The following is an 18,592-nucleotide window of genomic DNA, read 5'->3' on the forward strand; positions in this document are numbered from 1 at the left end:
AACAACGCATTTAGTACGATTTGTAATGTTTAAATATTAAGTTATACGGAACATAAAAAGTTCTTAATTTTATAAAAATTTATTATTCGAAATGAGCAGGGATGTAAAGAGGATGTACTGAAATATTCATTCTTAATATCTTCATCTGTATTTATTCGATACTTATTACTTCTTGCTTTATCTATGAGACCTGTAACCCCATCGCTATTGTATCTATTAATCCAATTATAAAGCGCACGAATAGGGACTTTAGTTGACTCACTAATTTCTTTCACTGATTCTAATCGTTTAAAATAAGGTTCAATTTTATAATATCTATGCATAGCTTTTTTACATACCTCTTCATTAAAATTAGATAAATTCTTACTCATTTCAGTATCTTCATAAATTAATTTTTTATACTTAAAAGTTAATAATGCGATAAATGAGTAAAATAACAAATAAATTTCTTACATACATCGATTTACCATATTAATGTTTCTAATACTTGTTGACATAAAAGTGAACACAAAATGAACTATTTCTAGAAAATGTGTAAAATATTTCTTTTTGTGTTATTATTTATTTTAAAAGGAGGAAATTTTATAAAAAATAATCTTTATTTTAATACAGGTGAATTATCTATATTAATTAAAGAATTAAAATGTAAAATGATAAAAGAAATAAAAAATGAATTTTATTACGGACGATCAAGAAAAGGATCAAGAAAAAAGTTTAATGTACAATTATCTCATTTACGAGAACAGATAGCCGATTTAATTGGTGCTTATAGTGAGGAAATAACCATTACTGATAATACTACGTTTGGCCTTAATATAGTTCTTAATGGTATGAAATTTAATACTGGAGATGAAATAATAACAACTTCTATGGAACATCTTGCAAGTATATCTCCTTTAATAAATTTGAAAAACAAAAAAAGCGTAGTAATCAAAGAGTATAAAGTAAAACAAAGATTTAATATCAAGGAACTAGAAGACCTAATTACCTGTAAAACTAAAATGATAGTTATATCTCATATATTTTGGAAGACAGGAGAAGTAGTACCTATTAAAGAAGTTATAGATATTGCACATCGTAGAGGGATAAAAGTACTAGTAGATGGTGCTCAAGCTGCAGGATCATATCCTGTAAATCTACATAATATTAATGCAGATTTTTATTGTTTTCCTGCTCATAAATGGCTTTATGGGCCTGAAGGATTAGGTTTTTTATTTGTTCGAAAAAATATCCAAAAAGATTTAGATATTATATTTTCTGGAATTTCAACCTTTGAACACTTTAATGATTATAACGATTATAGCATTCAAGACAATGGACAAAGATGGGAACTAGGAACTATGTTTAGACCTAGTGTTTATGGTATGAATAATGTTTTAAAATATTTAACTAGTTCGAGAAAAATTGAAAGCGTTTACATTAAAACGCAAAGTTTAAATAATTATATGAAATGTTTAGTTTCCGATATTGCTAATATAAGTATTGTTACAGACAACAATTATAATATTTGTACTTTAACTTTCCCAGAAAACATTAACTGTAAGGCATTGAAAGAGCATTTAGAGTTTTTTTCTATTTTCACTAAAGATATCGTAGATATTAATGCCATAAGGGTATCTTTAAGTTTTATAAATAATGAAGAGGACATTCAATTTTTACTAAAAAAAATTAAAGAATATATGGAGGAATGAATAATGGAAAGAGAAAAAGTTGCTATTTTATTTACTGGTGGAAGAGATTCTTCTTTAGTTGCTTGTTTGGAATCCCTACAAGATAAAGAAGTACATTTAATAACTTGTAATAGTGGTATTGGCATAAAAAGTGAACTTTCAGAAATGAGGGTTAAAGAATTGATTGAAAGATTTCCAAATAATATTGTAGGGAGAACAATTTTACCTACATATGGACTGTTTAGAAGTATTGCAATAAAAAATTTAGAAGCCGATTTCAAAAGATGGGGTATAAATCTAGTGCTTTTAGGCGATAAATTAGCTATACATGCAGCTGCGACAGTATATTGTTTAGAACACGGTATTAAAAAAATAGTTGATGGTTGTGTAGGTTATCAAGAAGATTTAGCTGAGCAAAAGAATGTTGCAATAGAATTATTTAGAGAATTTGAAGCTAAATATGGTATTGATTACGAGTGTCCTATTTATAACTTTGGAGATCAAGACGATGTTAAATATGCTCTTATGACATTTGGATTATCTTCTAAATCTTTAGAAGGTGTTTCTATATTTGGTGATGCTTTCAGTGAACCAACGGAAGAAGTAGTCGGAGAGTACATTAAAGATAAATTAGACATATGTGAAGAACACGTGAATTTTATGACAAAAACAAAAGATTTAATGCAAAATTACCAATATTAAGGAGTCTTTTTTATGATTAAAAAAGTTGCTGCTGTCATTATAAAAAATGATTGTATTTTATCCGTTAGTAAAAAGAAAGCACCCAATTTTTATATGTTACCTGGCGGTAAATATGAAGGGACAGAAAATGACATTGAAGCGTTATCAAGGGAATTGAGAGAAGAGCTAAATGTAACTATTTCAAAAATGGAATTTTTTGGTGATTATGAAGATATTTCTATGTTAGAAAATGAAAAGTTATTTTTAAGAACATATATCACTGAAATAAACGGCGAACCACATCCAGATAATGAGATTCATAATGTGAAATGGATACCTATTCATGCAAACTGTAACACTGAAATAGGTAGTGGCATTGCTAAATTTGTAATTCCAAAATTAAGAGGCGAGTTTTAATGTCTAAAAAACCTTCTGTTATCGGTGGAATAGCTGCTTTGTTCGTTGGAATTTCATTTGGTTTTAATTCTAATATAGTCAAAATGGCTAATGTAAATGGTGTAGAAACTATCAATATAATACTATATCAATTAGTAATAGGTTTAGTATATTTTATAATCCGATATTTAGTTTCTAATCCAACTTATAAAAGTTTTACACCTAATATTTTAAAAAATCCATTTAACTATATTGCTGGTATTACTACAGCGCTAACAGGTATTTGCTATTATTCATCGATTAAATTAACTAATCCAAGCATAGCATCACTAGGTTTATTCCAATTTCCATGGATATTATTTTTGTTAGGTGTGATCTTTAACAAAGAAAGATTTAATTATAAACACATTCTTTCTATTATAATGCTTTGGATTGGCTCCTTTATTTTAATTGGTACTAATATTACACAAATAAGTTTCCTAGGGTGCTTATGGGGCTTGTTTGCTGGAGTATCATTTGCAACAAATATGTTTACATTACCTAAAACAACCAATCATGGATTTATAAAGGTATATATATTTGCAATAGCAGTAATTACAGCTTTATTTTGTAGTATTTTTTATATTCAGGAGTTCTCTCTTTTAAAAACCAACGTCATTTTTTATGGGACTACAATAGCTATTTTAGGTCAGATTATAACATTTGAATTACTTATGTTTTCAACAAAAAGAGTCAGTTCAATTAGTATGGCAACTTTAACTACTATAGAGTTACCTGTAGCTATGATAATTTCATGGATTCTCTGGGGACCACTTCCAAATTTCATGAAAATTTTAGGCCTTATCATTACTCTAGTATCAATCATTTGGTTAGTATATGAAGAATATTCAATTAATAAAAAGGATGGATGATATTGCAAAAGACCAATCTAATTCCAATTTTTGATAGAAACTTCAAAAATATCTTAATGTGTAAAAGAATTAATCCACCTTTTAAAAATATGTATAATTTGATAGGCGGAAAGGTTGAAGAAAGTGAAAGTATTAAGTCTAGTGTATATAGGGAAATGTTAGAAGAGATATCCCTAACATGCGATGATGTGATATTGCATCCAATAATGGATATAACATATTATCAAGACAAACAGCAGATATATGTTTATTCTGGTATACTAAATAAAAACTATATACCACCTGCAAATTATGAACAACCACTTTATTGGATAGGCCTTCAAAGCAACTTTAATGATCTTGATATTTTTGCAGGCAATGGTAATTTATACCATATTTTAAAACAATCTTCATACATTTTAAAAGGCGTGTGAGTAATGGCTAGAAAAGTGAAATTGGTTATTTTTGATTTAGATAATACGCTATTTTCTTTTAATAATTTATGGATAAAAGCTAATAAAGATACTTTTGAAGAATATACGTTATTTAAAGACATAGAGTATAGTGACTTTATGAAATTATATAAGAAATATGATTTATATTTTTGGAAACAGCATGATGAAGGGATTATTACCTTAGATGAATTGCGAGAGTTAAGATTAATTAAAACTTTAAAACATTTTGATATAGATATTTCTCATGCAGAAGCTAATAAGTATTTCCAATCCTTTTTTACTAAATTGCTGTCTAGTATAACTGTTAATAGAAAAATAAATGATTTGCTTTTGTCCTTGAAAGGAAATGTAAACATCGCCATCCTTACCAATGGTAAGCTTAAAGAACAGAACACTAAAATTGATAACCTCGATATTAGATCAATATTCGAAAAGAATATTTTTATATCTCAGAATATAGGTTATGAAAAGCCGGACCCTAAAGCATTTTTAAATGTCACCTCTAATCTAAACGTTAATCCTGAAGAGTGCTTGTTTATAGGAGATTCTTTTAAAAATGACATCTTGGGAGCATTAGATGTTAATATGGCTGCCATTTGGTTAACTAATTCTGATAAAGATACAGAATTATATAAAAAGAATGGTCTTTGTGGTTGCGAAGATAATATAGAAGTTCTACTAAAAAAGCTCCTTAATGATGAATATAAAGATTTTACAATTAATAACTAGTATCATATAAAAAAGGAGTGTACTGAAAATAACCATTTTCTATACACTCTCTTTCTATATCGAAATAAATAAGAATTGTATATATATTTGTGTGTTCAAAAACTCAACAAAAATCTATGATCACAAAAAAACCTTATGAGTGGTTCAAAAAGTAAAAGACCTAGTTTAGATAAAGCAATTGAAATTGCGAGATCAAGAGATACTATTATTTTTGGAGATTAGATAGACTAGGATGTAATATGGAGGATTTAATCACATTAGTTAATGAACTTAACGAGAGAATCATTATAAAATGAATTGTAAAAAGTAATACTCTGTGCTATAATTCTGGATTGTGAGTAATGAAAATTATTCCTTGCTTATCACATATATGTTGATAAGCCGCATAGACCATAAGGAGGTGCAAATAAACTATGAGAACATATGAAATTATGTATATCGTACGTCCTAACATTGAAGAAGATGCTAAAAAAGCTTTAGTTGAGCGTTTTAACGGTATCTTAGCTTCAGAAGGATCAGAAGTTTTAGAAGAAAAAGACTGGGGTAAACGTCGCCTAGCTTATGAAATCAATGATTTCAAAGAAGGTTTCTATAACATCGTACGTATTAAAACAGATAACAATAAAGCTACAGACGAATTCCAACGTCTAGCTAAAATCAATGACGATATCATCCGTTACATCGTTATCCGCGAAGACCAAGATAAGTAATAATTGGACGGGGGCGTTTAAATGTTAAATAGAGTTGTATTAGTAGGTCGTTTAACGAAAGATCCAGAATACAGAACCACTCCCTCAGGCGTAAGTGTAGCGACATTTACTCTAGCAGTTAATCGTACTTTCACGAATGCTCAAGGGGAACGCGAAGCTGATTTCATTAACTGTGTTGTCTTTAGAAGACAAGCTGAAAATGTTAATAACTACTTATCTAAAGGTAGTTTAGCTGGCGTTGATGGTCGCATACAGTCGCGTAGTTATGAAAATCAAGAAGGTCGTCGTATTTTTGTTACTGAAGTTGTATGTGATAGTGTTCAATTCCTTGAACCTAAGAATTCACAACAAGGTGGCCAACGTTCACAAAACAACGATTTCCAAGACTATGGTCAAGGATTCGGTGGTCAACAATCAGGACAAAATACGTCTTACAATAACAATAATTCATCAAACGCTAATCAATCAGACAACCCATTTGCAAATGCTAATGGCCCAATCGATATTAGTGATGATGATTTACCATTCTAAAATGAACGTATAAAAACGAAAAATAAGTCAAAGGAGGCAGTTAACCATGGCAGGTGGACCAAGAAGAGGCGGACGTCGTCGTAAAAAAGTTTGCTATTTTACAGCAAATGGTATTACACACATCGACTATAAAGACACTGAATTATTAAAACGTTTTATCTCTGAACGCGGTAAAATCTTACCACGTCGTGTAACAGGCACTTCAGCTAAATATCAACGTATGTTGACTACAGCTATTAAACGTGCTCGTCATATGGCTTTATTACCATATGTAAAAGAAGAACAATAATATATAGTTTATTGTTAAACCCCGTAGGCATAGGCTTACGGGGTTATTTTTGTGCTTTAAATTTTAGAAAAAGGGCAGTTAAAGGGCATAATTTAAGAGTTTTTGAAATTTTGAGCATAAAAAAAGGCAACCGTCACAACAGTTAACCTCAAGTACACTCCGCGCAGATGCGCCCCACTATTTAGTAATAAGTATATCTTTTCGTTAAATATATAACTAGATTAGTAATTTATATTAGTATAGGCAATTTTTTGATTTTTTATATCAATTTACTTTGTTTATGATAAGTTAAGTATTGACGGTATTAAATAAACAAAGGAGTCTTACGATGGAATATAATTTAAAGGAAGTTCTAAAAAATTTATTTATCAATTTAGTGGTCACGTTTGTTGTGGCTTTTGTCTTTGATTATTTTAATATAAATAATGATAGACATGGATGGTTTTTTAATATAATAAGTAAAATTGATTTTATACATATTTTTGATAACAAAACTGCTAACGCTATAGTTATTTTAGGTTTGGTTATAACGATTATTGAACTTATTTATGATGTATTCTTCGATGATGACGATGATGAATAGAGAAATAAAATAATGATTTGATTATGGAGAGCAGGAGTAAGAATTTAGATTTTCCTCCTAAGTAAATACCTGCCTGCACCAAATGAAGTAAAATATTATAGTATAATATAATTATTAATTTTTATGGGTGAGTGTATTGAAAAGAATTCTTGCTACTATCTTAATATTATGTCTGTTTGGTGTTTCTTGCGATAAGAGTAAAGCTCAAAAAGATGAGGTTAAAAGTGAAAATAAATTAGTACATAAGATGTTAAATAATAATATTGTGCAATTTAAGAATAATAAATTGGTTCTCGATAAACAGATAATTAAAATCAAAAGGATTTTCATACTAAGGGATCCTCGTAATAATGTTACTGATTTAGCTATTCAATACAAAGTGAAGAGTAAATCTGATAAATACAGTGTAACTGTAAAAAACTCTTGGGAGAAAGGTTTTAGAGTTTTACAAAACGATAAACCCTTAGAGATGAGAAAGAATACAAAGCATTTGTATCACTATAGAAAATGGCTTACTAAGAATGATGAAAAAATAGAAAAAGGTGAGACGCGTAAAGGAATGGTAATTTATCACCTTAATAATGCCCAAAAGGTTGTTCTGCAAGCGAAACGAGGTTATGAAGGTAAGATATTAGCTGAACAAGATTACCCTATTTCAGAACTTAAAACAGTTGATTTAAATCAACTTTCCAATCGATAAACTTACACTACTGAAAGATATCGCTATGAAGGTTATTAAAGGCAATTGTTTGTGTTTTAATAAGTTTTGTAGAGGTGATTGAAATGAACAATATTGAAATGACTAAAAATCAAAAATTACTTGCGGCTTTAAGTTATTTTAGTATCTTATTCGCGCCGTTGCTATTTCCATTTTGCGTATGGATATTCGCTGATAAACCAATCTCAAAATATGGTAAAAATTCATTAATTAATCATATTTCATGGACTATATTTGTTTGGATAATGAAAAGTGCTTTTAATAATGCTAAATATGCACATAATGGTGCTCATGCGCATCCTGATGCAGTTTGCATTATTAGTTTAATTGTTGGAATTATCTTTGGTATTTTAGCTTTAATCTGTTTGATTATAAGCATTGTTACTGGGGTTAAAATATTAAATCAAGGAAAGAAATGATAAAAAAGCTAAGGTAATACGTTTATTATACTGAAACGTACTATCTTAGCTTTTCTTTTTGTATCGCGTGCTACATTCTAATATCCACATCATCTAAATGCTTTTGATACTCTTTAACTTTACTTTCAAGAAACATTTGATATGGAGCGTTGAAGAAATCAGCTAAATGCAATGCATCTTTAAATTTAGGTTCGTGGTAGTGATTTTCCCACTCCCAAATTTGATGAGCTTCGTAGTGCGTTCCGTATTTCTCATTTAACTGTTGGGCTAATTCCTCAATTTCTAAATGGCGTTTAGTTCTTAAATTATATAGAATATGTAAATTCATATGAAACAACTCCAATTCTTGCTGATATCATCTTGGTGTATTTTTATTCTATAATTATAAAAATGAGCTTTCAATGTGATATTAAATCTAAATGTGTCGTTATATTTAATTTTTGTGGTAATAAATTAATAAAATAAAAAATTAGGGGGTGCTAGAATGAAAATTTTTGATTCACATTTTCATATTATTAATTTTGATTATCCTGTAAAAGAAAATAATGGTCATATGCCTCCAGAATTTAAAGAAGAAGATTATGAAATATGGCAAAAAGATCTAGGGATCGATGGTGGTGTAATTGTCTCTGGCTCATTCCAAGGATTCGATCAAAATTATTTAATACATGCACTTAAACGTTTAAAAGGACACTTTGTAGGTACAACTCAACTACCTGTAGAAACGTCTGATGAAAAAATCATAAAATTAAACGAATTAGGAGTACGAGGAGTAAGGTTTAATGTAAAAAGAGGAGGTTCGGAAGATTTAAGACATCTTAAATCTTTTGCAAAGCGTGTCTATGATTTAGTGGGATGGCATACTGAGCTCTATATTGAAACAAAAAAATTGGGTGAAATTAAAGATATTATTTTAGAATTGCCTCAAGTTTCAATAGACCATCTTGGGCTTACTAAAGAAGGCTTTGAAGATTTAAAAGATTTAGTTCGTAATGGGGTTTATGTAAAAGCGACAGGTTTCGGTCTTATAGAGGTTGATCCTTTACAAACTCTTAAAGCACTGATGGAAATTAATTCTAACGCGATTATGTTTGGCACAGACTTACCATCTACTCGAGCAAAACGTCCATTTGAGAAGTCAGACATTGAACTGATTGAGAAAAACTTCTCTAAAGAAGAACAAGAAAAGATCTTTTACAAAAATGCGATGCATTTTTATAGGATTACAAAGTAGTAATCATTGATTTTTTTCTTTTTTATATTCAATTTTTCTAATGATTAGAGAAGCAATAGTACAAACTATAATTAAGATAATTAACGTAGTCATAATATAGATTTGTTTACTTTTAATGTTAAATCCTATTTCAAAATTACCTTCCAGATGGCCATAAATGAAAAAATTAAATGTAATGATTAATAAAATTGTAATGACTGATAAGAAACCTATAATTTGGAAAAATTTATTTAAAAATTTGAGTATGTTCAATTTACTATTCAAATGACGTAAACCTCCTAAAATAAGAGTTTTATGAGCGCTAAGCAAATATTACTCAAATATTTTAACATACAAATTATTGTTGTCATGAAGGCAATTTTACAATGTTACTATTAAAATATACTTAGTATTTTTACGATGCATAAATACTTTAAAAGTAAGTGTTTTTTTCTATTGAAAGTAGATAATAAATGTTTCTTTTTTAAATTAAAATAAATTTTTTTCGTAAATTTGTTTAATAAATCTGTCGAAGGGTATCAATTACTATTGGATAAATAATTATTAAGTAAAGGAGACAATCATTATGTTTGGATTAATAGGTATGATCATTGTCGGTGGTATCATTGGTTGGATTGCCGGCTTAATCATGGGTAAAGATATCCCAGGCGGAATCTTAGGTAATATTATCGCAGGTATCGTAGGTTCATGGGTAGGTACTGCAATTCTTGGACATTGGGGTCCACAATTAGGTAAAATTCACATCTTCCCAGCGTTACTTGGTTCAATTATTTTAATCTTTTTAATTTCATTAGTTTTACGTTTATTCAAAAAGAAATAAACAATAAAGATAAGTTACATGAGATGACCTCATTAAGGGGTCATCTTTTTTATTGCTTAAATTTATATATCTTGCATACCCAACATCATTAACAATTGTTCGAATGATAGGATGTGTCCCAGGGTAAAATATACTATAAGATCAAATAAGGAGGTTGCTCAAATGTCTGAACAAATCACTTTAGTATTAGGTGGCGGTGGCCAATATGGTATTGCCTGGGAAATTGGTTTACTAAAAGGATTAGCTGATCAAGGAATTGAGCTAAGACTTTCTGAACAAATTATTGGAACTTCAGCGGGTTCACAAGTAGGTGCTGTAATCGCATCAAATAAAACTTGGGAAGAGATTTGGAATGAACAAATTGATGAAGAAATTAATGAAGTGAATCCTAACCCTAATATGGGAGAAGTATTCGATGAATATGAACGTATAACTAAAGAAGCTACTAATGGAGATGACTGGGTTGAGAAATTGTGTGAATTTGCGAAAACATACCAAGTAGCTGTAACAGAAGATGAACATATTAAAAGAATAAAAGAACGTATAGGTGATATCCAATGGGGAGATAATTTAATAATTACTGGTACTGATATTGAAACTGTACGTAGAAAGACTTGGAAGCAAGAAGATAATATAAATATCCATCAAGCTTTAAGTGCAAGTTCTTCACTTCCAGGAGTATGGCCTCCTACTACGATTGACGGTAAACAATATTTAGATGGCGGATCCTATTCAATGGAAAATGCAGATTTAGCTACTGAGACTGAGAAAGTAATTATTCTTTCACCTAATGTCCAAGTAGATACGCCTATAAGTTTAAAGCAGCAAGTTGATCAATTAATACAAGAAGGCAAACAAGTATTGTCATTAATACCGAATGCTAGTGTAGTAGCTAAGTTTAATGAAATGGGTAATAATCCAGTTGACCCAAGTATTAGAAAAGTAATTGCAGCAGCATCCAGAGAACAAGGACTTGCAGATTCAAATAAAGTGAAAGAGTTTCTAAAAAATTTATAATAATGATTTATTAGATTTTAGACAAAAAAAGAGGATGGCGCTGGGTTACGCCATCCAGGAGTATTATGTTCATGAATATAAAAGACTTTGTAGTTACTACTAACTACACTCTAATAGTATCATGATTCACATTTATCTGACAATAATAATTTTTTAAATTCTTTTAAAACTATAAATCAAATTCGCAAAATAGCAATTTGAGATAAGATATTGAAAATGGAGTTTTTTCTAAAATTTCACAATTATAGAACTTCAGGGATGTCTTAGGGAGGTCTTACATTATGATTTTTTGTATGTAATAATTGTTAATGTATAAAACGACATCAAGGAGGGTACGCGTATGGAAGGACTATTTTCATTCATTATTATTACGTTACTGATTATCATTGTGCCAGGTCCTGATTTTTTAATTGTGATGAAAAATACAATTAATTCTAGTAAAATGAATGGGATTGTAGCAGCATTAGGAATTACTACAGGACATATTCTTTATTCTTCTTTAGCAATTTTCGGCATTATATACATATTGACTAGTTTATATTACGTCTTTTTAATTATTAAAATATTAGGTGCTTGTTATCTTATTTATTTAGGAATTCAAAGTATTAGAAGCGCGCATAGTACAATGAATTTTAGTAAGGAAGCGTTGGCAGATGTAAGAAATGTAAGTTATTTAACATCTTATCGACAAGGTTTTCTTAGTACAAGTTTAAATCCTAAAGCATTATTATTTTACGTGAGTATTTTACCTCAATTTCTCTCAAATGGAGGTATTCAAGTAAAATCAGAAGTAGCTGTTTTATCTTTATCAGTAGTACTTGTTACATGTTTATGGTTTTTATTCTGTGTGTTTATTTTCCAATATATTAAACTATTATTTAGTAAACCTAAGTTCAAAGTGGTTTTTGACTATGTAGTTGGAATCGTATTAATTGGTTTATCAATTAATTTACTACTAAGTAAAAGTAGTTAATCATATAATTTTAAGGAGTATTATAAAATGAATATCTATCTTGTACGACATGGTGAATCTCAGTCCAATTATGATAATAAACATGGTAAACCATATTTTTGTGGCCAATTAGACGTTCCTTTAACTGAAAAAGGTATGCAAAGTGCGCAAGATTTAGTCACTTATTTTACTAATAAGAAGATTGAACATGTTTATGTCTCTGATTTGTTGAGAACACAACAAACATATGAGGGTATCTTTCCATATAATATACCTACAACGTTCACTAAATCGTTGAGAGAACGTTCATTAGGTGTATTTGAAGGGAAAAATAAACAAGAGGTTAGTGAAGATGTAGAATACGAAAGATACTTCAATGACCCAGAGTTTAAAGACTTTCGACATAGCTTTAGTCAAAAAGCACCTGAGGGTGAAAGCTATCAAGATGTTTATGAACGTATTGAGCACTTCTTTAATGAGGAGTTAAATCATGACGATGAAAATATAGTTATAATTGCTCATCAAGTAGTTATAAGATGTATATTAGTTTATTTAGGTGAACTCAATAAAGAAGATGCTTTAGATGCCGAGATTAAGAACTGTTATCCATATTTAGTTCATAAATAAAAATAGTGAGTGGATATGAGTAGGCTAAATCCTCTTATATCCATTCACTATTTTTTAGGAAATAAGACTGATGGGTGTCTTAATAATCAATATTTAAAGTTTATAATTATGCATAAGACTGTGTCTTTTTGTAGCCCACAGAAAGTGTGATAATAGTACTTACTAGTATCAAAACGACTGTTAAACCACTCATTAAACCAGGTTGTATATACCCTGTTAAAAAAGTGACTACGGCTAAGATGAACCAAAGCATTAATGCAAAAATTTGTATTATTGCCGATACGATTCTACATACTAAATTATTGAAGAATCCTAATATTAAAGCTGGTAAAGCACTCACTAATAGAGTAACGATAGCAGTGATTATTTGCCAAGGCTCGTCATAATTAATAGTATTTGGACCGCTCGGATACTTAGCAAGTGTTAAAATCGCGCCAATTGATCCTAGTATCGCTAGAATTATAAAACTTACACGTAGTTTCATCGAGTCACTCCTAATAAAATTTGTAAAATTTTTAGTTTCTATACAATAAATACATTAGACACTATTAGTGTGAAGTAAATTGTTAGCGCTGTCAAAGGTTAAAAAGCAATACCTCTATTTGATGTTAAATCTCATCAAATAGAGGTATTTTTAATTGATTACTTATTAAATACTTCAGTGTTAATTCCTTTTTTATCGAGGAATTTAGTGATTTTATCTTGTTGTTTTTTATTGACGTCACCTGCATATTTAGTAGGTACGTCAACGACATTGATTGAATTTTGAGGTTGGTAATTTAATTCTTCAATATCTTCATCAACATTTGCAATTGTACTATTTAAAGCGTTGAAATAGTTGATAATACGTTGTGTTGGATCTTTATATTCTTGTGGAATGTGATTGTTTTTAACAAATTTTTTGAAACGTAAATCATTTTTAACAGCTAAATTAGATAATTCGCTTAATTTGTTTGCCTGAGATTTAGTGATTTTAGGGCTACTATCACTTTGTTTATCTAACTTATGTTGCATTACGTATTTATTATCAAGAATATCGCTATTAGCTTGTAAATATGTTTTAAGAGCACTTTTCATTTCAGACTCACTTATTTTTTGTCCCTTTTTATTAGAGGAGAAAATGTCTTTTTCTTTCATATTTTTAGCTTTTTTAGGTGCATGAGTACTACTATGACTATTTTGGTCATTATCATCCTCGCTTTGATTTGAACAAGCTGAAAGTACCAAGGCGAGCACAATTAGTAAACTTAAAATTACTCTTTTTTTCATAATATGATGGAACTCCTTTAACATCTCTATAATTAAGTATTATTTTTAGTTATTACACACATTATAGAGTATCATTTATGAAAAAATATTTGAATGTTTAAGAACTACAATTCATAGTGATGTATGACTATTTTGTGTCGTGTATAAAATCATTTTCACTATTCTGATCCAATGATATAAAACTACATCGTTACAATATTAATTGAATATAAAAAACTGCCGACAAAGTCTGATACTTTGCCAACAGTTTGAATCAAAAGAGCCTTAACAATTAAGGCTCTTTTAGTGTGAAGATATTATGATAGGTAAATAATTATCATTTAGTTTCTGATAATATAATCGAATGCATTTAACGCAGCGTTAGCGCCAGCACCCATTGAAATAATAATTTGTTTATTCTTCTGATCTGTCACGTCACCTGCTGCGAATACACCAGGAACGTTTGTCGCGTTATCACGATCGATGACTATTTCGCCACGTCCGTTTAGTTCAATAGCATCTTGTAGCCATGCAGTGTTAGGAACTAAACCGATTTGAACGAAAATACCATCAAGATTTACTACTTGAGATTCACCGCTATTTAAATCTTCATAACTAATACCGGTAACATGGTCTTCACCAAGAACTTCAGTAGTTCTAGCGTTCGTTTTAATATCAACATTTGATAAAGAACGTAAACGATCTTGTAAGACATTATCTGCTTTTAATTCAGATGAATATTCAAATACAGTAACATGCTTAACAATTCCTGCTAAATCGATAGCTGCTTCAACGCCAGAGTTACCGCCACCGATAACTGCGACATCTTTATTTTCAAATAGAGGGCCGTCACAGTGAGGGCAGAATGCTACACCTTTATTAATAAGGCGATCTTCACCAGGAATATTAAGTTTTCGCCAACTTGCACCTGTAGAAATAATCACAGTTTTACTTTCTAGTACAGCATCATTTTCTAAAGTAACTTTAATTGCTGAATCAGTTTTCTCGATATTAGTAGCACGGATACCTGTCATCGTATCAATGTCATATTGTGAGATATGATCTTCAAGGTTAGAAGAAAACTCAGAACCTGTTGTTTCTTTAACAGTAATAAAGTTTTCAATTCCAGCAGTATCATTAACTTGACCACCAATACGGTCAGCAACAATACCTGTACGTAGTCCTTTACGTGCAGTATAGATAGCAGCACTACCGCTTGCAGGACCACCACCTACGATTAGAACATCATAAGGGTCTTTATCATTAAATTCAGAAGCATCTTGAGTGCTTCCCAATTTAGTTAAAATATCTTGAATAGTCATACGGCCATTACCGAACTCTTGACCATCTAAGAAGACAGCTGGTACAGCCATGATGTCTTCAGACTCCTCACGGAAAACTGCGCCATCAATCATAGTATGCGTAATGTTAGGATTAATAACACTCATCAAATTCAATGCTTGAACAACGTCAGGGCATTTTTGACAAGTTAAACTAACGAAAGTTTCGAAATGAAATGGCCCTTCTAGACCTTTAATTTGGTCAATCACAGATTGTTTTTCTTTAGGAGCACGGCCACTTACTTGTAATATCGCTAATACAAGTGAGTTAAACTCATGACCTAATGGAATACCTGCGAATGTAACACCTGTTTCTTCACCTGGGCGATTTACAGAGAAACTTGGTGTACGTTTTAAATCTTTTTCAGTTACAGTGATGCGTGCTGACATATCAGCAATTTCATCTAGTAACTCTTTAAGTTCTTTAGATTTATCATCTGAGCCAAGGCTAGCGACGAACTCAACGTCGCCTTCCATTAGCTCTAATAATTGTTTTAATTGTTGCTTTAAATCAGCATTAAGCATTTTTTAATGCCTCCTTAGATTTTACCTACTAAGTCTAAACCAGGTTGTAATGATTCAGAACCTTCTTCCCATTTAGCTGGGCAAACTTCGCCTGGATGTTGACGTACATATTGAGCGGCTTTAATTTTGTTAACTAATGTACTAGCGTCACGACCGATACCGTCAGCGTTGATTTCAGCTGCTTGAACTACACCATCAGGATCGATGATGAATGTACCACGTTGAGCTAAACCAACTTCTTCATCTAATACATCGAAGTTACGAGTGATTGTTTGAGATGGGTCACCAATCATTTGATATTGGATTTTGCTGATTGCATCTGAATGATCATGCCAAGCTTTGTGTACAAAGTGAGTATCAGTTGATACTGAGAATACGTTGACACCTAATTCTTGTAATTTATCATATTGGTTTTGTAAATCTTCTAATTCTGTAGGACATACGAAAGAGAAGTCAGCAGGATAGAAGCATACTACACTCCAAGAACCTTTAAAATCTTCTTGAGAAATTTCTTTAAATTCATCATTTTTTGGATCATAAGCTTGCGCTGTGAAAGGTAAGATTTCTTTGTTAATTAAAGACATAGGTAAATACCTCCTGAAATTTTTAAGTATAAATTAGAATTAGTTAACAATAATTGTTTGTTTATAATAATTCTAATCTCTTGATAAGTATTATCACATCTACAATCTAAATAGTCAACTTTAGAAACTTTTTAATTGAGAAAATGAATAACAATAGCCTTTATATAGCGTCATGTTAGAGATGAACAATGCGAAATATAAAGTGATAAGAAGCTTAATTTATCGAATGTAATATTCTTTTTCAACCACTTCTTATACCATAAATAACACATACCATTCTCAACTAAACATGTTTCATTGATAATAGAGTGTAATTTTATTACATCTATACAATAATGATAACATCTGTACCCTCAATTTTCTTTTATGACAGTTTATATAAATAAAATAGAGCTAAATTCAAAATAACTGTTACTATTTTGAATTTAACTCTATTTGGTTTAGTTTTATTTAGAAACCTTAAACTCTACGGTACCTATTCCACTATATTCTGCACGATACGTACCATACTCTAATTTAAGCGGAGAGATGAATGTTCCTGAAGAAATGACTTGTCCCTTTTTTATTTGTTTACCGTGGGAATGTAACTTTTTAATAAGCCAAAGTACAGCAATGAGAGGGTTACCTAATACTTCAGATGAGTCACCTGTAGCAATTAATTCTTCATCTTTATATAAATTCAATTGTACATGCGCAAATGCGTCTATATCTAAAGGATCTACTTTATTTCCTACAACAATCAATCCAGTTGCAGTATCATCGCAAATTAAATCACCAAGAGTGAAATTCGGGAACCAATCTTTATATCTTGCGTCTGGTATCTCAATGCCGGCAGCGATTTCAGTATTAAGAATAATTGTTTGTAAATCTGCATCATAAGGTAAGTCTTCTTTTGCAATAAACATAATTTCTGGTTCTAATAATGGAGAAAATAATGAAGAAAGTGAGACAGCGTCACCATTATTTACTATTTTATCTGATAAAATAGTGCCATAAGCAGGCTCATTAGTATGAGCAATAGCTTGAGTTGTAGCGCTCGTCATACTCACTTTGTATCCGGCAATATGTGTACGATCTTTAAATTTTAGCTGTTCTATTAAATCATCTTGAGTTAAATAAGCTTCTTCCTCAGTGATATTATAATTTTCGCTTACAAAATCAATAGGTTTTTTATTTTTAAAAGAATTGAAAAGGGCATTTGAAATATTTTTATTAGCTTGAGTCATGATATCTCTCCTTAAAATATCTGAAAATTAATACTATTATGATAACTTTTAAATAAGCTGTGTGCAAATAAATTTAAAAGTCCTTTGTTCAGGGTATAGAATATTTAAAGACAAATTAGGATTTATTATATGTGTATAAATTTATTAGGAGTGATTAGTGTGTCAGATTATGTATACGACTTAATGCGTAAGCATCATTCAGTAAGAAAGTTCAAAGATAGTCCTCTTAGTGATGATACTGTGAAGAAATTAGTTGAGGCTGGACAAGGCGCATCAACTTCTAGTTATCTTCAGACTTACTCAATTATAGGTGTTGATGATCCCGAAATTAAAGAAAATTTAAAAGAAGTTTCAGGGCAACCTTATGTGTTAGATAATGGTTATTTATTCGTCTTCGTTCTAGATTATTACCGTCATAGTTTAGTAAATGAAAAAGTGGATTCAGATATGGAAGTCTCATACGGTTCAGCTGAAGGCTTATTAGTAGGCACGATTGATGTGGCTCTTGTATCTGAGAATATGGCTGTAGCAGCTGAAGATATGGGTTACGGTATCGTTTATTTAGGTTCCCTACGTAATGATGTAGGTCGTGTTCGTGAAATTTTAGACTTACCTGACTATACGTTCCCTCTATTTGGTATGGCTGTAGGAGAACCCGCTGAGGATGAAGATGGTGAGCCTAAACCACGTTTACCATTTGAACACATTTTCCACAAAAATAGTTACGATGCAAGTAATGATAAACAACGTCGTGAATTAGATGAATATGACCAAGTGGTTAGTGATTATTATAAAGAACGTACAAATGGCGAAAGAACTGAAACTTGGACCGAACAAATTGAATCTTTCTTAGGAAGAAAAACTAGGCTAGATATGCTAGACCAACTTAATAAAGCTGGATTTATAAAACGTTAATGCAAATAAAAAAAGACGCACCCACTTAGTTGT

At 30.5% G+C, this 18,592-nt stretch carries 26 protein-coding genes and 1 pseudogene; 19 read left to right on the plus strand and 8 right to left on the minus strand.

The genetic code is table 11. From position 1 onward, the window contains the following. Positions 1-41: 41 nt before the first annotated feature. The gene (locus tag CM54_RS10065) at positions 42-371 is read right to left on the minus strand and encodes a helix-turn-helix domain-containing protein (RefSeq protein ID WP_037550908.1); all 330 of its coding nucleotides are present in this window, start codon (positions 369-371) and stop codon (positions 42-44) included. Between the two features lie 180 nt (positions 372-551). Here CM54_RS10065 and CM54_RS10070 point away from each other — a divergent pair, with 180 nt between their 5' ends. The 13 genes and pseudogenes from CM54_RS10070 (at position 552) to CM54_RS10125 (ending at position 8,071) form a co-directional block, all read left to right on the plus strand. Beyond that, on the plus strand, positions 552-1,691 hold the full coding sequence (locus tag CM54_RS10070) for an aminotransferase class V-fold PLP-dependent enzyme (RefSeq protein ID WP_231469448.1): 1,140 nt from the start codon (positions 552-554) through the stop codon (positions 1,689-1,691). 3 nt (positions 1,692-1,694) lie between these two features. Beyond that, positions 1,695-2,372: a hypothetical protein gene (locus CM54_RS10075; RefSeq protein ID WP_002434477.1), complete on the plus strand. Its 678-nt coding sequence runs from the start codon at positions 1,695-1,697 to the stop codon at positions 2,370-2,372. Between the two features lie 12 nt (positions 2,373-2,384). Further along, positions 2,385-2,768, plus strand: a complete 384-nt coding sequence (locus CM54_RS10080) for an NUDIX hydrolase (protein WP_037550912.1) — start codon at positions 2,385-2,387, stop codon at positions 2,766-2,768. After that, positions 2,768-3,658 carry a DMT family transporter gene (locus CM54_RS10085; protein WP_037550914.1) on the plus strand — a complete coding sequence of 297 codons (891 nt, stop codon included), beginning with the start codon at positions 2,768-2,770 and terminating at the stop codon, positions 3,656-3,658. Before CM54_RS10080 ends, CM54_RS10085 begins: the two co-directional genes overlap by 1 nt. Next, positions 3,655-4,071 (plus strand): NUDIX domain-containing protein, encoded by a 417-nt coding sequence (locus CM54_RS10090; protein WP_023349925.1) that lies wholly within the window; start codon positions 3,655-3,657, stop codon positions 4,069-4,071. The genes CM54_RS10085 and CM54_RS10090 overlap by 4 nt, the downstream gene beginning before the upstream one ends. A gap of 3 nt (positions 4,072-4,074) precedes the next feature. Beyond that, positions 4,075-4,821 carry an HAD family hydrolase gene (locus CM54_RS10095; protein ID WP_023349924.1) on the plus strand — a complete coding sequence of 249 codons (747 nt, stop codon included), beginning with the start codon at positions 4,075-4,077 and terminating at the stop codon, positions 4,819-4,821. Between the two features lie 135 nt (positions 4,822-4,956). Beyond that, a pseudogene (locus CM54_RS12415) lies at positions 4,957-5,102 on the plus strand (recombinase family protein); the annotation flags it as partial. A gap of 132 nt (positions 5,103-5,234) precedes the next feature. Further along, entirely contained in the window at positions 5,235-5,531 is a 297-nt protein-coding gene (rpsF, locus tag CM54_RS10100) for a 30S ribosomal protein S6 (protein WP_002445146.1), read from the plus strand. A gap of 21 nt (positions 5,532-5,552) precedes the next feature. Next, positions 5,553-6,062 (plus strand): single-stranded DNA-binding protein, encoded by a 510-nt coding sequence (gene ssb, locus CM54_RS10105; protein WP_023349922.1) that lies wholly within the window; start codon positions 5,553-5,555, stop codon positions 6,060-6,062. 46 nt (positions 6,063-6,108) lie between these two features. Next, on the plus strand, positions 6,109-6,351 hold the full coding sequence (rpsR, locus tag CM54_RS10110; protein WP_001831354.1) for a 30S ribosomal protein S18: 243 nt from the start codon (positions 6,109-6,111) through the stop codon (positions 6,349-6,351). Between the two features lie 328 nt (positions 6,352-6,679). Continuing rightward, positions 6,680-6,934 carry a hypothetical protein gene (locus CM54_RS10115; RefSeq protein ID WP_023349920.1) on the plus strand — a complete coding sequence of 85 codons (255 nt, stop codon included), beginning with the start codon at positions 6,680-6,682 and terminating at the stop codon, positions 6,932-6,934. A 127-nt stretch (positions 6,935-7,061) separates the two neighbouring features. After that, positions 7,062-7,634: a DUF5067 domain-containing protein gene (locus tag CM54_RS10120; protein WP_227416286.1), complete on the plus strand. Its 573-nt coding sequence runs from the start codon at positions 7,062-7,064 to the stop codon at positions 7,632-7,634. 83 nt (positions 7,635-7,717) lie between these two features. Further along, on the plus strand, positions 7,718-8,071 hold the full coding sequence (locus CM54_RS10125; protein WP_037550923.1) for a membrane protein: 354 nt from the start codon (positions 7,718-7,720) through the stop codon (positions 8,069-8,071). Between the two features lie 70 nt (positions 8,072-8,141). On the opposite strand, the gene CM54_RS10130 is transcribed toward CM54_RS10125, so the two are convergent. Beyond that, complete coding sequence (locus tag CM54_RS10130) at positions 8,142-8,399, minus strand: helix-turn-helix domain-containing protein (RefSeq protein WP_002434565.1); 258 nt, start codon at positions 8,397-8,399, stop codon at positions 8,142-8,144. Positions 8,400-8,555: 156 nt separating this feature from the next. Between CM54_RS10130 and CM54_RS10135 the strand changes: the two genes are divergently transcribed. Continuing rightward, complete coding sequence (locus CM54_RS10135) at positions 8,556-9,305, plus strand: amidohydrolase family protein (protein ID WP_037550925.1); 750 nt, start codon at positions 8,556-8,558, stop codon at positions 9,303-9,305. Between the two features lie 3 nt (positions 9,306-9,308). Here CM54_RS10135 and CM54_RS10140 read toward each other — a convergent pair whose 3' ends face one another. Then, positions 9,309-9,569 carry a hypothetical protein gene (locus CM54_RS10140; RefSeq protein ID WP_002434577.1) on the minus strand — a complete coding sequence of 87 codons (261 nt, stop codon included), beginning with the start codon at positions 9,567-9,569 and terminating at the stop codon, positions 9,309-9,311. A 301-nt stretch (positions 9,570-9,870) separates the two neighbouring features. Between CM54_RS10140 and CM54_RS10145 the strand changes: the two genes are divergently transcribed. From CM54_RS10145 to CM54_RS10160, 4 genes are all read left to right on the plus strand, one after another. Further along, positions 9,871-10,125, plus strand: a complete 255-nt coding sequence (locus tag CM54_RS10145; protein ID WP_002434433.1) for a GlsB/YeaQ/YmgE family stress response membrane protein — start codon at positions 9,871-9,873, stop codon at positions 10,123-10,125. Between the two features lie 162 nt (positions 10,126-10,287). Next, positions 10,288-11,142 carry a patatin-like phospholipase family protein gene (locus tag CM54_RS10150; RefSeq protein ID WP_037550927.1) on the plus strand — a complete coding sequence of 285 codons (855 nt, stop codon included), beginning with the start codon at positions 10,288-10,290 and terminating at the stop codon, positions 11,140-11,142. 340 nt (positions 11,143-11,482) lie between these two features. After that, positions 11,483-12,115 (plus strand): LysE family translocator, encoded by a 633-nt coding sequence (locus CM54_RS10155; RefSeq protein ID WP_002434620.1) that lies wholly within the window; start codon positions 11,483-11,485, stop codon positions 12,113-12,115. Between the two features lie 27 nt (positions 12,116-12,142). After that, positions 12,143-12,721, plus strand: a complete 579-nt coding sequence (locus CM54_RS10160) for a histidine phosphatase family protein (protein ID WP_030061291.1) — start codon at positions 12,143-12,145, stop codon at positions 12,719-12,721. 106 nt (positions 12,722-12,827) lie between these two features. Here the strand turns inward: CM54_RS10160 and CM54_RS10165 are convergent, their stop codons facing one another. From CM54_RS10165 to CM54_RS10185, 5 genes are all read right to left on the minus strand, one after another. After that, positions 12,828-13,205 (minus strand): hypothetical protein, encoded by a 378-nt coding sequence (locus tag CM54_RS10165; protein WP_037550930.1) that lies wholly within the window; start codon positions 13,203-13,205, stop codon positions 12,828-12,830. 158 nt (positions 13,206-13,363) lie between these two features. Next, positions 13,364-13,990, minus strand: a complete 627-nt coding sequence (locus CM54_RS10170; RefSeq protein WP_002434599.1) for an NDxxF motif lipoprotein — start codon at positions 13,988-13,990, stop codon at positions 13,364-13,366. Between the two features lie 320 nt (positions 13,991-14,310). After that, positions 14,311-15,834 (minus strand): alkyl hydroperoxide reductase subunit F, encoded by a 1,524-nt coding sequence (ahpF, locus tag CM54_RS10175; RefSeq protein WP_037550932.1) that lies wholly within the window; start codon positions 15,832-15,834, stop codon positions 14,311-14,313. A 14-nt stretch (positions 15,835-15,848) separates the two neighbouring features. Then, entirely contained in the window at positions 15,849-16,418 is a 570-nt protein-coding gene (ahpC, locus tag CM54_RS10180) for an alkyl hydroperoxide reductase subunit C (RefSeq protein ID WP_002434612.1), read from the minus strand. Between the two features lie 446 nt (positions 16,419-16,864). After that, positions 16,865-17,644: a 2-keto-4-pentenoate hydratase gene (locus tag CM54_RS10185; protein WP_037550934.1), complete on the minus strand. Its 780-nt coding sequence runs from the start codon at positions 17,642-17,644 to the stop codon at positions 16,865-16,867. Between the two features lie 159 nt (positions 17,645-17,803). Here CM54_RS10185 and CM54_RS10190 point away from each other — a divergent pair, with 159 nt between their 5' ends. Continuing rightward, positions 17,804-18,559 (plus strand): NADPH-dependent oxidoreductase, encoded by a 756-nt coding sequence (locus CM54_RS10190; RefSeq protein ID WP_030061281.1) that lies wholly within the window; start codon positions 17,804-17,806, stop codon positions 18,557-18,559. The last annotated feature ends 33 nt before the right edge of the window (positions 18,560-18,592 follow it).

Source organism: Staphylococcus sp. TE8, assembly GCF_000692055.1.
Classification (GTDB): domain Bacteria; phylum Bacillota; class Bacilli; order Staphylococcales; family Staphylococcaceae; genus Staphylococcus; species Staphylococcus capitis.

Coding starts and splice junctions, on each gene's coding strand:
- CM54_RS10065 (WP_037550908.1), bottom strand. CDS start 371: ATGAGTAAGAATTTATCTAATTTTAATGAAGAGGTATGTAAAAAAGCT.
- CM54_RS10075 (WP_002434477.1), top strand. CDS start 1,695: ATGGAAAGAGAAAAAGTTGCTATTTTATTTACTGGTGGAAGAGATTCT.
- CM54_RS10080 (WP_037550912.1), top strand. CDS start 2,385: ATGATTAAAAAAGTTGCTGCTGTCATTATAAAAAATGATTGTATTTTA.
- CM54_RS10085 (WP_037550914.1), top strand. CDS start 2,768: ATGTCTAAAAAACCTTCTGTTATCGGTGGAATAGCTGCTTTGTTCGTT.
- CM54_RS10090 (WP_023349925.1), top strand. CDS start 3,655: ATGATATTGCAAAAGACCAATCTAATTCCAATTTTTGATAGAAACTTC.
- CM54_RS10095 (WP_023349924.1), top strand. CDS start 4,075: ATGGCTAGAAAAGTGAAATTGGTTATTTTTGATTTAGATAATACGCTA.
- rpsF (WP_002445146.1), top strand. CDS start 5,235: ATGAGAACATATGAAATTATGTATATCGTACGTCCTAACATTGAAGAA.
- ssb (WP_023349922.1), top strand. CDS start 5,553: ATGTTAAATAGAGTTGTATTAGTAGGTCGTTTAACGAAAGATCCAGAA.
- rpsR (WP_001831354.1), top strand. CDS start 6,109: ATGGCAGGTGGACCAAGAAGAGGCGGACGTCGTCGTAAAAAAGTTTGC.
- CM54_RS10115 (WP_023349920.1), top strand. CDS start 6,680: ATGGAATATAATTTAAAGGAAGTTCTAAAAAATTTATTTATCAATTTA.
- CM54_RS10125 (WP_037550923.1), top strand. CDS start 7,718: ATGAACAATATTGAAATGACTAAAAATCAAAAATTACTTGCGGCTTTA.
- CM54_RS10130 (WP_002434565.1), bottom strand. CDS start 8,399: ATGAATTTACATATTCTATATAATTTAAGAACTAAACGCCATTTAGAA.
- CM54_RS10135 (WP_037550925.1), top strand. CDS start 8,556: ATGAAAATTTTTGATTCACATTTTCATATTATTAATTTTGATTATCCT.
- CM54_RS10145 (WP_002434433.1), top strand. CDS start 9,871: ATGTTTGGATTAATAGGTATGATCATTGTCGGTGGTATCATTGGTTGG.
- CM54_RS10150 (WP_037550927.1), top strand. CDS start 10,288: ATGTCTGAACAAATCACTTTAGTATTAGGTGGCGGTGGCCAATATGGT.
- CM54_RS10155 (WP_002434620.1), top strand. CDS start 11,483: ATGGAAGGACTATTTTCATTCATTATTATTACGTTACTGATTATCATT.
- CM54_RS10160 (WP_030061291.1), top strand. CDS start 12,143: ATGAATATCTATCTTGTACGACATGGTGAATCTCAGTCCAATTATGAT.
- CM54_RS10165 (WP_037550930.1), bottom strand. CDS start 13,205: ATGAAACTACGTGTAAGTTTTATAATTCTAGCGATACTAGGATCAATT.
- CM54_RS10170 (WP_002434599.1), bottom strand. CDS start 13,990: ATGAAAAAAAGAGTAATTTTAAGTTTACTAATTGTGCTCGCCTTGGTA.
- ahpF (WP_037550932.1), bottom strand. CDS start 15,834: ATGCTTAATGCTGATTTAAAGCAACAATTAAAACAATTATTAGAGCTA.
- ahpC (WP_002434612.1), bottom strand. CDS start 16,418: ATGTCTTTAATTAACAAAGAAATCTTACCTTTCACAGCGCAAGCTTAT.
- CM54_RS10185 (WP_037550934.1), bottom strand. CDS start 17,644: ATGACTCAAGCTAATAAAAATATTTCAAATGCCCTTTTCAATTCTTTT.